This is a genomic window from Hominimerdicola alba (assembly GCF_900109655.1).
In the GTDB taxonomy this organism is placed as follows: domain Bacteria; phylum Bacillota; class Clostridia; order Oscillospirales; family Ruminococcaceae; genus Hominimerdicola; species Hominimerdicola alba_B.
Window position 1 is genome coordinate 12767 of record NZ_FOAT01000017.1, and the last position, 14228, is coordinate 26994.

Consider the following 14228-nt stretch of genomic DNA (forward strand, 5'->3'; position numbering starts at 1 on the left):
ACCGAAAGAGGTAAAAAATGAAATGGAAAACTGCTCTGCTCGCGGCAGGATCAATGTTTGCGGGCATTAACGCTTTTCTTGGCAACAGACAGCTTGTTCTTGACAAGGAAGTTGTGTACAGCCGAAAGCTCCCCGAGTCCTTTGAGGGCTTGAAAGTCATGCTTTTAGCCGATCTTCATCATAAGAAGTTCGGTAAGGATCAGTGTTTTCTGCTGGATTCGGTTAAGGCGGCTTCCCCCGATATAATCATATTCGCGGGGGATCTTTACAGCAAGGACGAAAAGGAGCTTGGCGGTAAAGTAAAGTTCATCAAAGCGCTTAACGAGATAGCGACTGTATACTACGCTCCGGGAAATCACGAGATGCACCGTCCCGAGCTTTGCGACGCTATGTTCCACAAGCTGAAAAGCATGGGCATAAACGCCCTGAGAAACGAGATGGCGGTCATCTGCCGCGGACGTGACAGGATAAATATCTACGGGCTTCAGATGCCGCTGAAATACTTCATAAACAAGGACGGTTCCTACAAAGATCTGCCCGTGCCCGACGGCAATACCATAGCGAGATACCTGGGTCTTAGCGACCCCGATCACTGTGATCTGCTGATAGGGCATAATCCTCTGTTTTTTGAAGCCTACGAACAGTGGGGCGCTGATATCGTGTTCTCGGGACACGTTCACGGGGGCGTGATACGTCTGCCGATAATAGGCGGTCTGCTTTCACCTGAGCGCAGATTTCTGCCAAAGTATACCAAAGGTTTGTACAGGCTGGGAAAAGCTGTCATGGCGGTAACGGCGGGTCTTGGAAAATTCAGGATAAATGACCCCTCACAGATCATGCTTCTCACGCTGACGGGCAAAAAACAGCCCACCAAGCATATGAAAGGTCATGCCTGGGAGATTTGAACTGACAAAAATTAAGGGAAAGGCGAATGATGATGGATAAAACACAGCTTTCCGCAGCTTTTGCGGAATATTTCGACAAGCACACAGATGAGATACTTGCCGACCTAGCGGAGATAATAGGTATAGAGAGCATAGCTGACGAAAATGCCGATATCAAGCCATTTGGAGCGGGTTCTGCAAAGGCGCTGGCATGGGGCGAGGATAAGATGAAGTCACTGGGCATGGTGACTAAGAATTTTGATAACTATGCAGTCAGGGGCGATTATTCAGCAGATGAAGAGCCTGTGCTGGGAATACTGGCGCATCTCGATACTGTGCCTGTCAGCAGTAACTGGAGCTTTCCTCCTTTTGAACTCACACAGAAAGACGGTGTGCTTTATGGCAGAGGCACCATAGACGATAAAGGTCCTGCTACCGCGGTACTGTGGGCAGTAAAGGCGATACGTGAGATGGGTCTGCCCATGAAGAATTTCCGAGTAATATTCGGCGGAAACGAGGAAAACGGCTGCACCGATATGGAGTATTACGAAAACTGCGAGAAGTTCCCGCCAATGGTGTTTACTCCAGATGGTTCTTTCCCTGTGCTGAACTGTGAAAAGGGCATGGTGCATATGACTTTCTCTGCGCCCTTTGAGGACAGCGAGATAGTTTCGATAGATGCGGGCATGGCGATAAATGCTATCCCCGACAGATGTGCTGTAATATATGCTGACGGCAGAGATTCTCTTACTGTAGGACTTTCCGCACACGGTTCACGTCCCGAAAACGGCGATAATGCGGTGACTAAGTTCCTTGCGGGATATGAGGGTACAAATGCGCTGCTGCTTTGTCTGAAAAAGCTGTTCCCCCACGGTGAGTTTGACGGAAAGACCTGCGGACTGGGTTTTGAGGACAAGATATCGGGCAGGATGACCTGCGCCCTGACCGTGCTGAAAACTAAGGACGGCAGACTTTGCGGCGGTATCGATATCCGTTTCCCAATAGACCGCACTTATGCCGAGATAAGCGGCATAATCAAGGATGCTGTATGCGGCATCGGTTTCAAGATAGATACCTGCGAGGGCATGGAACCCCATTATGTTGATGAAAACAGCGATTTCGTTCAGGCACTGCTGAGGGTCTACGAAAGGGTCAAGGGTGAAAAGGGCAGCTGCATCGCTGAGGGCGGCATAACTTATGTACACAATACTCCCGGTGCTGTGGCTTTCGGCGCTGAATTCCCCTGGGAGAACAACAATATGCATGGCGATGATGAGCATATCTCCATGGAAACTTTCAAGCTGAACCTGAATATGTATGCCAATGCTATTGCAGAGATATGCATGAAAGACTAAAATAACCCGCCGCAGAGGATTCTCCCTCTGCGGCATTTTTGTTGTTATATCCACCAAAAGCAGATGTCATTCATTGTGCAGACAACTGTTTTTTTATTTAACTCGGACATATTTCTGCAAGAGTTGTACAAAAACGTACAACTTTTTCGCATTTTTACCTGATAGTGAAAAGTGTTTTTCGCATATTGCAGTTTTGATAAAATATCAGGAGGTAACATTATGACAGAACTTTATGAGATACTTAAAGCAGGAAAAGGTATGCCCGTAAAAAACCTGTACGTTGTGCTGATGGCTCTTGCATTGATCGGCGGGATAGTTATCGAAGAAAAGGCATTACAGCCTTCAAACTCGGGAAAGCGGATGAACGCCAATAAAAAAACGCCCGAAGTCATATCAGCTTCGGGCAGTGATCATTGTTCCGATAATGCCAGGCTCCTGCCCAGCTCCATGGCGATGAACTCGCCGTTTTCGCATATATCGTCGGTCAGCTCGCACATAAGCAGACCGAACAGCCTTCTGCCGCATATTACGGGGAATGACACAAAGCCATTGCATTTCATCGTCAGCTTGTTGCAGCCGAAGATATCCTCCACCCTGAATTTCTGCCTTTCCTCGGGCATAAGGTACAGGTCGCCCATGTGCATCATGCATTTGAGCAGTATATTCTTCGGGAGTAGGGTCTCTTCACCGAGGTCGTGGACTATAGGCTTTTCAAAGATGAAAAGCAGAGCATTGTCAAGACCCAGCTTGTCGAAATTGCGGTACATACTGCAGCCTGTTTTATCCATACACGATACGATGAATTCCTTTATCTGCTGTCGGACACGGTTCGTCTTTCGCTCGTGGCTGATGAGCTCTTTCGACTGATTCACGATAGCCCTGTCTTTCATGCGGGCGAACAGCCTGTTTATAAACACCGTAGCAGCAAGAGAACGGGCATTTTTGTTCATGATGTTCTGTATCTTCTCGATGCTGGTGGTAAGCTTCGTGGAATCGGTGTACCGCATGGCACCTTTTTCAAAGAACTTGTCTATCATCATGTTAAGTTTGCCAAAAGTTTCCACGTCCATGTATGAATGTTTGCAGGCTGTCAGCATTTTTGACATGAACTCAAAGAACAGTCTTTTGAGATCCACATTTTCTCTGTCGATGGATTCCAGCTTGTACCTGTAAAAGCAGTCGTTGAACATCTTATATATGAAAGCAGGTTCTGCTTTTGAAAGCTCGATAGGGTTGTATTCATAGGTCTCATATGGCATGGAAGCTCTGCCGTAAAGCCTTGTGGGTACAGTATCGGATCTCGCTTCTTCGCCGTTTATAATCGAAAGCAGAAGTTCTAACGCCCTGCCCCCAAGTGATGAACTGTCAGCGCCAACAGAGGATAGCGGCGGGTCAAGGTCGCTGGACATACGGGTATTGTCAAAGCCGAATACCATGATATCTCTGCCTATTATCTTGCCACGGGCTTTCAGCGTGGTGTACAGTCCCTTTGCGACAGCATCGTTGATACAGAATATCGCCTGCACATTGGGATTGCGATCCAGCAGTCTTTCGGCAGCCGCGAATGAATCCTCGCTCATATCCGTATTCTCGAACTGATCTTCGCTGTATTCCAGCCTGTAATCATGCAGGCATTTTATGAATATCTCTTTTCTGTCGCGGGCATCTTTGTTGTCATCTCTGCCCCCAAGCATACATATTTTGGTAAGACCTTCGATGTTCGCGATGAACTCGATGGCTTCACGTATGCCGTTTTCGTTGTTGTAATTCACCGTTACAGCATCTTTCAGGTCTGAAGCCACCAGAACTTTCGGGATATCTGCCAGCCTTTCAAGAAGTTCATCAACTATCCCGTGGGAATCCTTGTCGCGCTCGCTGACGCTGCCGAGATGGATTATCAGACCGTCTATGCTGCATATCTCGCTGAACCGCAGTATGTTGTTGTAGATCTCTCGGTACTTGTGCAGAGAGTTGTCTTCAATGCCGTAGTCGTACTTTACAGGCAGTACCACCAGCCTTATCTGCTTCTTTTCAGAAATGGCGTTCGCGACGCTTTTTACCAGTTCTTTTGAAAAATCGCTGTTGATATCTTCAAGTATCATACAGATGACTTTTTCAGTTTTTCTGATATTTTCCATCAGCTCACCCCTGTCATATCTCGGGACAAGGCTTTGAGAACAGATATCCCTGAGAATAATCTATGTTGTACTCCATAAGAAGATCCTGTATCTCCTGATTTTCCACAAACTCCGCGATAATGCGCATTTTGTGTTTGCTGAGTCTTTTCCAGCCCGCTATCAGTTCTATCAGATTTGCACACTGTTCGTCCTTTGTACAGTTTCTCACGATAGAACCGTCTATTTTAAGATAATCGCAGTGTATGCTGGCTATATGCTTCAGGTTCGAGAAACCGCTGCCGAAATCGTCGATGGATATCTGTCCACCAAGGTCGTGAATCTTGTCAACAAAAGCCACAAGGGTGTCGTAATCGTCGATATCCTCATTTTCAAGTATCTCAAAGACGAAGTTTTCGGGGTGCTTGACCGTGGTAAGAAAATCGTATATGTAATCGACTATCTCGCGGTTCTTGATATCCCTCATGCCGATGTTTATGCTTACGCACTTGTCTGTGACGTCCTTGAATCTGTCAAAGACCTTGGTTATCATCGTCTTTGAAAGGGAATCGTAAAGCAGACCGTATGACCTTGCAACGTCGAGAAAACTGCCGGGGTAGTATATCTTTCCGTTTTCGTCTTCAAGTCTCATCAGCGATTCGTAGTGGTGTACAGTATGGGTCTTGTTATCATGTATCCCCTGGAAATATGGTATTACCTTATCATGATTTATGGCATAGTTTATCACGTTTACCATGTGATAGCGCTCGCGTATGCTTTCCTCGTCAAGCATATCCGAACTTGCGTCCCTTACGCAGAACTGCATATTCTTGCTGGACATGGTAAGCCTTGCTGAATGGACAGCCTGCTCTATATTCTCGATGGTACAGCCGTCAAGAACGCTGAAAAGAGGCACTATGGCTATATAGTCCTCAGATGTTTCAAACAGATCCCGCTGCAGCTTTTCCATATCCCTTACAAAGTCCGGAAGGGCGTACATATATGAGGGCGCACCTATGGCAAGGTTCCAGTCCTTGATGTGGTATACCTTATATCCTCTTTGTTTAGCATAGCTCATGCATTTGGTTATGTAGTTCTTGTAGGTCAGGTCTATGATCGCCTTCGGGAACACACTGCTCATGGCATAGGTTTCAAATACGTTAATCATGCATATGCGGTCGTAGCCATTCAGCTTTATATCCATACTCATGGCTGCGGCGTTGGGCAGTTCTTCTGTATCCGAATACAGCATCTTCAGCTCGCAGTCCCGCACGAATGCTTTAAGGCTGTCCGCCGCTGAGAAAGCTTCGTTTGCATTCAGCTTGTTTTCGATATCGTATAGATAGTTCAGCATCTCTCTGTTATCAGCGATAAGCGAATCCGTATGTGAGAAAGCATAGGGGTTATACTCCTGAGTAGCAGGGGATTCGCCTATTACCGATACGACGAATGAGCAGTTAGCAAAAGTGTTCCTGCCGTTGACATGGGCTATCTCACCCTCGGTGATACAGCCGCACATATTTGAATTCTCATATGCCGAAAGCTCCCACTTTACGCAGTTTGAGTATATCATCGAACGGGCTATGCAGGAGTATCCGAACAAGGTCTCAGCTTTTTCAAAATTCTCTATCCTTCTGTAAAGCGAGCGGTTATCCGCGATAACTTTGCGGTCGTAAATAAATGCACGCCTCAGCTTTTTGCCCACAGTTACATTGTGGTTCGCGCATATCCGCTCCCGCTTTATGTTATAATCCTTTTCGGGATACATTTTCTGAAGCTTGCTTATGATAGGCTCACTGCTGTCGAAAATATCGTTCAGCGACTGATTCTCCGAAAAACGCACGAATATTGGTATATCGCTGACATCTGAATAAACATAGGGGAAAAGATTTGTAAGCTCCGGTCTGTCGGTAAGTTCGTCGCCTATGCCCAGACGGTACTCTCTTGCGGCGTCCTTGCCGTCCAGAGAAAGTATACAGGAGCAGAAAGTATCGGTTATCTCCCTTTCCTCGCCCAGCGCCTGAACGCCAGTGGCGTAGGAGCTGAAACTTTCTACTTCGGCACCGCTTATAGCCGCAACGATTATCGCCCTGTTCGACCAGCCCTTCTCATTGAAAACAAAGCCGGAATCAAGGAACTTTTTCAGGCTGACCTCGGAAGTGTTTGCAAGTCCGCCTATCATCTGCACTCCGGGGAAGTACTTGTTGCTCTTTTCCACAAAGTTATACACGCCCAGATACTTTCTTGTAAGGAAAGTCAGCATGAGCTTGGTATCATCACTTATTACAGCGTCCCTTACAGCCATGCACAGATCATCAGAAGTCACGGGCAGACCGTTCTCCTCAAATGTGGGAAGCATGGCTGTCCTTATGGTGCCTTTCGACATCTGTGTTACAGAGATTATACACTGGTTCTGTATCAGCTTGCCCCAGCATATGGTGGCAGAGGTACTTGTCCCGAAGATATGGGCTTCGGGTATCAGCTGGGATATGTACCTGGCAAGCTCCACCGCCTCATCTTCAAGATGTATAGCAGTGTGGATCCTTATGAGTATATCTCCGTTTTTAGGGTCCAGCATAAGCTGCTGGAATGTATCTGCAAGACGCGCTTTTGAAGCATACCTGAAATTCCATGTAAACATAAAAGTTCCCCTTGTTATTTATTCGCTATGATTTTATCATAAAGTATGTGTCTTGTCATGATGGTATCTTTCATGGGATGATCGCGGTATAATCGGTTCAGTCGCTGCTGTTGGCACGCTGTATCTCCTTGCCGTTCACGATGAATCTGCCGCTGCCGTTTATTATCCTGAAATTCTCCTCCTCCGCAAAGCAGTCGGTATCAAGATTGTTCCTTACGTCCCACTTTGCATCGCATCTGTTCATTCTTATGTAAGTATCATCGGAATACCCGCCAACTGCAAGAGAATCAGCGCCCGAAAGCATGAACTTCGTGATCGTGGATGACATCTCACACTTTGTGGTGCCCCGAAGTGCGCCTATTCCTGTCAGCGATATTCCGCCTATCTCCATGTTCAGGCTGGAGATATCCACCGATACCTGCGCATTTTCACCCCTTACCGAGCCCAGCCCCACTATCTCGGAGCCGTCGCCCTGCAGTTTCATGGTGCATTTTGATATGGATATCTTTGAACTGCCCGTCACAGAACCTATGGCTGCGCCGTCCTGTGTGGTGAAATCAACGATGATATTGCTGCTGTCTATCAGCACATTTGCATCCCCTGCAAGAGAACCTATGCAGACTGTTCTGCTGCCGTTGGTGCTGAGTATGTACTGTCCGCTGAACATACGTATCTTTCCGCCTTTGCCGCTGCCGATACATATGCCGGAATTTCCGTGCCCCTTTATCTCGATAGTGCCGCTCTGGGCGAATATCAGCTCACCCGCCGAACTGTCGGGGAGATTTCCTATGCCGCAGAATTCAGGGGAATTCAGGACTATTACCATATTGCCGTCACCCTCGATGGTGAGCTTTGATGTCATTGGCACTATTATGCCCGAATTCATCAACACGTTGTCGCCCGAAAGCACCAGTGTAACATCTGAGTTTTCGCCTACCTCCACCGCAGGACACTTCCTGTCGTTGGTCAGGGAGATATTTTCCAGTGTTATCCTGCCCTTGTAGCCGTTCTCGATATTTATATGCAGATTTGAATTCGCACCGGGAGAGCCGTATAATGTGATATCCTTGTATATCATCGCACCCTTGCCCACGACTATCTCGGCTATGCTCTCCTTGGTAAGTGCAGAAAGTGATACACGGTTGGTCTTGCCTGCGATATATCTTTGAATATTGCTGCCTGCAAGGAATTCGCTGCGGTAAGCCGCTATCTCTTTGCGTACGCTTTCGCTTACCTCCTCCATGAAATCAGGAGCGGGTTTGCCTGTGTAGAAGCCCTGAATAAGGTCAGCACCCAGTATTATCGCGACACGCAGTTCCTCGGAGGTCTCAACACCCTCAGCCAGCGCCAGTATGTCGTTATCGTGGCAGAAGTTGATTATCTCTTTAACGAAGTGCTGTTTCTGGGGTTTTATCTGTATCTCGCTGATGAGGGCTCTGTCTATCTTGACGAAGTTAGGCATATACCTCAGCAGATTGTTTACATTTGAATAGCCTGATCCGTAGTCGTCAACGGCTATCTTTATATTGTGACGCTGAAGGATGCTTTTCAGTCTTTCCAGCTCGTCATCTGCCAGCTGGGATTCCTCTGTCAGTTCTACAACAACGTTGTCCGAAAGCTTTTCCAGATAACCTTCAACTGTCCTTAGGTCCTCATCTTCGAGCATTATGCCCGGTATGCTGTTTATGAATATCTTTGCGCCGCCCAGCTTTTCAAGGTTATTTTCGACTATGTTCAGCACATTCATAAATGTGGCTCTCTCTATGTCTACCAGCCTGTGCTGCATATCGGCGTATCTGACTATCGTCAGCGGCGGCAGGTTTCTATCTGTGTTCGAGCGCATCAGTGCCTCATATGAGAATATTGAGCTGTCCTTTGTATCTACTATCGGCTGGAATTTGTAGGTGAAAAGATTGTTGTCCAGTATCTTTGTGACCAGCTTGTAATCAGCTTTTTCCTCGCTGTCGAGATTTTCATAAGCCGCATTGATCGCCGCAAATTTGGAGCTTTTGAGATTATTCAGCTGTTCCTGTATGCGGTTTGCTTCAAGATATCTTCTCAGTGCCTCTAGTCCGCGGGATACCAGCAGTATCCACTTGCGGTAGGTCTCATCGTAGCTTCTCGCTTTGTCGCCGTATTCCACTGCCGCGTAGCCGAAACAGGTGTTTTCCGAGAAAACAGGCGTGAAGAACACAGCCCTTGGCTTTTCACGCTCTTCAAAAAGGTCGGGGAGAAGCTTGCTGCTGTCAAAGGAAATATCAAGTCCTGCAATGCCGTCCTTGAAGCTTTTATTGAACCTGACTGCGTATATCATATTATCTGGGTAGCCGTCGTTGCCGAAATGCACATCGCTGCTCTTGCCCATATACCGCCACAGATCGCCAAGACAGAGGTGAAAATTCTCTGCGCCTATCTTGAAAGCGTGGGAGTATACCGTACCCGCAAAGCCTGCAAGGTCGGTCTGGGATATGAGGTCGTCAGCCATTGTGTTGTTTACCGAATCAAAGCCCTCCTGAGATATAACAGTGCCCCATTCGATTCTGCGGTTGCTGATCTTGGGGATATCGGAATGTGAGCAGCCGCAGCTTTCGCCCATGAAAAGATTTTTAGGCGCATAGAACGGGGGAGTCTCTCTGCCTGCGAATCTGTCCGCCATATACCCTGCCGAATACTCGCCGAGCTCCTCAGCGGGTATTACCGCCGATGTTATTGGCTTAGGAGAAGTCTGACCCTCGAAAATGGAATCGTAGCTGACTACTGCTATCTCTTCGGGTACAGCTATATCCCTTTCTTCAAATGCTTGACAAAGACCTATCGCCATGCAGTCGTTGGCGCATATCACTGCGTCTGGCAGCTTTTTGCCGCAATTTAGCAGACGGTCAGCGCAAAGCTCACCGCTGAGATACCAGAAGTCGCCGTATATTATCCTGTCCTCGGGCAGGGAAAGGCCGTGCTTTTTCAGAGAGTTTTGCACAGCATGCAGACGCTGCTGAGAGTGTTTGTGCCATTGTTTGCCGCACAGAAAAGCGATATCCTCAGCACCGTGTACTGTTACAAGATGGTCGATGAGAGCTTCGATGGATTCGCGGCAGTCGGTGTAAACGCTGGGAAAGTGTCTGCTTTGTGATTCTATCATCAGCACGGGCTTGTGGAAATTCTCGTACAGCCATTCATCAAGGTCTTCGGCTGCCCCCGCGGTCTGTATAGTATCTGCCAGCACCACTGCGCCGTCGAAAAGCTCGGGGCGCATCAGCGTGAATATATTTGTCTCGCCCTTTTCACGTATAGCTGTATCCTGATATTTATGGTACATCGAAAACACGCACACGTCCATATCAAGAGCAAAAGCATTTCTCAGGAAGCCTGTTATGAATCTGCTCTGGTAGCTTTCGTCTGCCTGTCCGACAAATAAAGCGATATGTTTCCTGTTGTTTGTCATTATAAAAACCTCTGTTCGGGCTTATTGTATGTATTTGATATAAATTATAGCACAAATCTCAAAACTTTTCAATATTATTTAAGAAAAAATCTCAGAAAATAGTTTTCTTTACCGAAATAACAAATCAGAAACAATTATAACGGCGTATATAGGCGCAAAAACTCTTCCGCCCTGAATGAACGAAAGAGTTTTGTATACATACTATAATAATGGAATATGGAGCATACGAGGATCGAACTCGTGACCTCCACACTGCCAGTGTGGCGCGCTCCCGGCTGCGCCAATGCCCCTTATCTTTAACTATAATGGACCTGAGGAGGGTCGAACTCCCGACCTCTGCGTTGCGAACGCAGCGCTCTCCCAATTGAGCTACAGGCCCATGACACTGATATTATAGCACAACGAATTTGCGATGTCAATAGGGTTTTCCACGATATGACAGCCTTTTCAGCCATTTGGCACAGTCAGGTATAATTTGGCGGATGATATGGAAAAAACAGGTAAAACAAAGCCGATATGCAAGTTGCGGATGCGAAACTTTCATTTTCTGCATTTTGCATAAAAATAGGGGCTTTCAGGGGTGATGAGGGAGACGTATGATACGAATACACCCTTGATAAAGGCGTTTTGCTTATGTAAGATGTGCTTTAAAACTCGGAAAATATCTGAAAAATCGGGTAGAAAATCTGTTTAAAAAGGTATCCTCGTGAAATTTTGCTATTGACGTTTGCGCAAAATTGTGATAAAATATTTAGCGTAAGATTTTTATCTGAAAGGACATGATATCAATGAGCAATATTCGTATAGGTATAGTCGGCTACGGCAATCTTGGCAGAGGCGTTGAGCTTGCCATAAGACAGAACCCCGATACCGAGCTTGCAGCAGTTTTCACCAGAAGAGATCCCTCTACCCTGAAGATACTCACAGCAGGCGTTGGTGTATATTCTGTAAATGATGTAGCTGATTTCAAGGAAAAGATAGATGTACTTATCCTCTGCGGCGGCAGTGCTACCGATCTGCCCGAGCAGACACCCAAGTTCGCTGAGCTGTTCAACACTATCGACAGCTTCGATACCCACGCTCGTATCCCCGAGCACTTCGCAAATGTTGACGCAGCTTCCAAGAAGGGCGGCAATATCAGCGTTATCTCCGTGGGCTGGGATCCCGGTATGTTCTCCGTACAGAGACTTTACGGCAGCTGCATACTCCCCGAAGGCAAGGACTACACATTCTGGGGCAAGGGCGTTTCTCAGGGACATTCCGACGCTATCAGACGTGTTGAGGGCGTAGCTGACGGCAAGCAGTACACCGTTCCCGTACAGGCTGCTATGGACGCTGTAAGAAACGGCGAAGATCCTGACCTGACCACAAGACAGAAGCACACAAGAGAGTGCTTCGTAGTTGCAAAGGAAGGCGCTGACAAGGCAAAGATCGAGAACGATATCAAGACTATGCCTAACTACTTCTCCGACTACGACACCACCGTAAACTTCATCTCTCAGGAAGAGCTGAACGCTAACCACAGCGGTATCCCCCACGGCGGTTTCGTATTCCGCAGCGGCAAGACAGGCGTTAACGGCGAGACCCGCCACATCATCGAGTACAGCCTGAAGCTGGGCTCCAACCCCGAGTTCACTTCCAGCATACTTGTAGCATATGCAAGAGCTGCTGTAAGAATGAAGAACGAGGGCATGACAGGCTGCAAGACCGTATTCGATATTGCTCCCGCATACCTCTCGCCCAAGAGCGGCGACGAGCTGAGAGCTTCGATGCTTTAATATCATATCGTTTTTTCAAGAGATCGCTTCGGCGGTCTCTTTTTTTTATTATCCATTTACCACACCACTTAAAATGCAGGATCGACAGGGATATAATATGCTGACGTTTTCTCATTATATTCCTTTAAGTGCAGTTAAATAAGCTGTGTCAGCGGGATAACCATGTTCTTTTTTTCTGCTGCCATGAAAATCGATTTTGATAAACGCGCTGTTATTTTGTACTTGCATACCGCGAGAGTATGTGCTATAATAAAAATTGTCTGACTATACTTTGACCACATTGTTAATATATAGGATCGAAAAGGATATATCACGGTGCCGTTTTTGACGGCGGCGTTTAAAAAGAAAACCGCCGAGTCCTTGTTATATTCCTTGAAATGCCGATAAGTGTGTCGGGATCGGTTGGATGATCTCCAAAATATACTTTACGGGAGGAGAAAAAATGGTAAAAAAATTATTGAAAGGAACAGTAACTGTGCTGTATGTTTATGTACTGCTGTTCGTAATAATAAACGGCACGCTGAAAACAGTCCCCGATACGGTGGGAACGCTGATGACCATTGTATCTGTCGGGTGGGGGATAGCTTTTCTGCTGTGGGCGAAGAAAAAGTTCTCGCAGCATGAGCAAAAGCTGGAAAAGTGCTTTGACTATGTATTTTTGCTATATCTTACTGCGATGTTCATTATACAGCTTATACCCGCGGGCACACTGAAATACACCCCTAAATGGGATCTGGATGCTGTGTTTGGCGGAGCACTGAGCTGGCTGAACAACGGAGATATGAAAGAATACTCTGATTACTTCCTGTGGTTCCCGAACAATTTTGGACTGCTGACGATATATAAGACCGTATTTACCGCGGTTAACGCGATATGGGGGGATAATGCCGACTATTATCTTGTAGCTGTGATAATGGGTAGTATCTCGCTGACGGTAATGAGATTCTCGGTAGTGAAAATATGTAAGAAACTGCTGGGTACGCCTGCGGCATACACGGCTATGCTGCTGATGACAATGAGTCCTGTGCTGTATTTTATGAGTGAGGCGTTTTATACGGATGTGCTGTCGATGTGGGCGGCCCCCCTGGCGATATCACTGTTCATATATGCACGTGAGGCGGAAAAGCCACTGAAGAAAGCACTGCTGTATTTTTCAGCAGCCGTATCGGCGGCAATGGGGGCAGAGATAAAATTCACGGTGCTGATAATCGTGATAGCTCTGGGACTTAGTCTGCTGATAAGGGGAGAATTTAAAGAACTTGGTATGTTTGCAGTTACGCAGCTGGCAGTATTTACTGTGGTGTTTGCGGGCTTTAATGCTTTGTATGATGCTAATTTCGACAAAGAGCTGGCAAATCAGATGAACACGCCGCTTACCCACTGGATGATGATGGGTGTATACGGTGACGGTAGGTACAACGCTGTCGACTATAAGTTTACGCGCTCTTTCAGCGATACAGATGAACGCGACCGTGAGATAAAGAAAGAGCTTATCAGAAGATACAAAGAGAGAGGCTTAGGCGGTTCACATGAGCTTCGCAGGAAAAAGACGGCGATAGATTTCGGTGACGGAACACTGGCGATATCGGATTTTCTTGATGATAATATAGAAAAACGCTCGGAGATACATGAGTTGATAACCTATGACGGCAAATACTACAGCAACTGGTTTGCAGCGTGCGGGATATTTCTGCTGATACTGCTGATATCCATGCTGGCGGCGGTCTCTTCGGAAAAAGAGCAGAGCCCTGAGCGCGAATGTGTAGGAACGGCGCTTAATATGTGTTTCATAGGGCTGTGGATATTCCTGATGATATGGGAAGCCAGTGGACGGTATTTTTCAAATTACTACGGGATACTGCTTTTGAGCGCGGTGTGGGGGATAGATTCATTTGATGTCTCACGATTTATCGGTAATAAAATTGCTGATGCTGAAAAGCAGGTGAATGTCGAAACTTAAATATCAGGTATAAAGCGAACGGCGCGTATTTTGTGCTGTTCGCTTTTTGGCTGCGAT

7 protein-coding genes and 2 tRNA genes are annotated in these 14228 nt (G+C 46.8%); 4 read left to right on the forward strand and 5 right to left on the reverse strand.

The features are described 5' to 3' along the window. The first annotated feature begins 17 nt into the window (after positions 1–17). Both BMY75_RS14795 and BMY75_RS14800 read left to right on the forward strand, forming a co-directional pair. Positions 18–905 carry a metallophosphoesterase gene (locus tag BMY75_RS14795; RefSeq protein ID WP_074835283.1) on the forward strand — a complete coding sequence of 296 codons (888 nt, stop codon included), beginning with the start codon at positions 18–20 and terminating at the stop codon, positions 903–905. Positions 906–931: 26 nt separating this feature from the next. Continuing rightward, a complete protein-coding gene (locus BMY75_RS14800; RefSeq protein ID WP_242940251.1) occupies positions 932–2239 on the forward strand; it encodes a M20/M25/M40 family metallo-hydrolase in 1308 nt (435 codons plus the stop codon). Positions 2240–2649: 410 nt separating this feature from the next. Here BMY75_RS14800 and BMY75_RS14805 read toward each other — a convergent pair whose 3' ends face one another. The 5 genes from BMY75_RS14805 to BMY75_RS14825 form a co-directional block, all read right to left on the reverse strand. Next, positions 2650–4377: a LacI family DNA-binding transcriptional regulator gene (locus tag BMY75_RS14805; protein ID WP_074835289.1), complete on the reverse strand. Its 1728-nt coding sequence runs from the start codon at positions 4375–4377 to the stop codon at positions 2650–2652. Between the two features lie 13 nt (positions 4378–4390). Then, positions 4391–6994 carry an EAL domain-containing protein gene (locus BMY75_RS14810; RefSeq protein ID WP_074835291.1) on the reverse strand — a complete coding sequence of 868 codons (2604 nt, stop codon included), beginning with the start codon at positions 6992–6994 and terminating at the stop codon, positions 4391–4393. A gap of 97 nt (positions 6995–7091) precedes the next feature. Further along, the gene (locus tag BMY75_RS14815) at positions 7092–10433 is read right to left on the reverse strand and encodes an EAL domain-containing protein (RefSeq protein WP_074835294.1); all 3342 of its coding nucleotides are present in this window, start codon (positions 10431–10433) and stop codon (positions 7092–7094) included. Between the two features lie 217 nt (positions 10434–10650). Then, a tRNA-Ala gene (locus BMY75_RS14820) sits at positions 10651–10723 on the reverse strand. 16 nt (positions 10724–10739) lie between these two features. Further along, positions 10740–10812: transfer RNA gene (locus tag BMY75_RS14825), tRNA-Ala, on the reverse strand. 409 nt (positions 10813–11221) lie between these two features. Here BMY75_RS14825 and BMY75_RS14830 point away from each other — a divergent pair. Then, positions 11222–12211: a diaminopimelate dehydrogenase gene (locus tag BMY75_RS14830; protein ID WP_074835297.1), complete on the forward strand. Its 990-nt coding sequence runs from the start codon at positions 11222–11224 to the stop codon at positions 12209–12211. A gap of 442 nt (positions 12212–12653) precedes the next feature. Beyond that, positions 12654–14171, forward strand: a complete 1518-nt coding sequence (locus BMY75_RS14835; protein ID WP_074835300.1) for a glycosyltransferase family 39 protein — start codon at positions 12654–12656, stop codon at positions 14169–14171. Positions 14172–14228 lie beyond the last annotated feature (57 nt).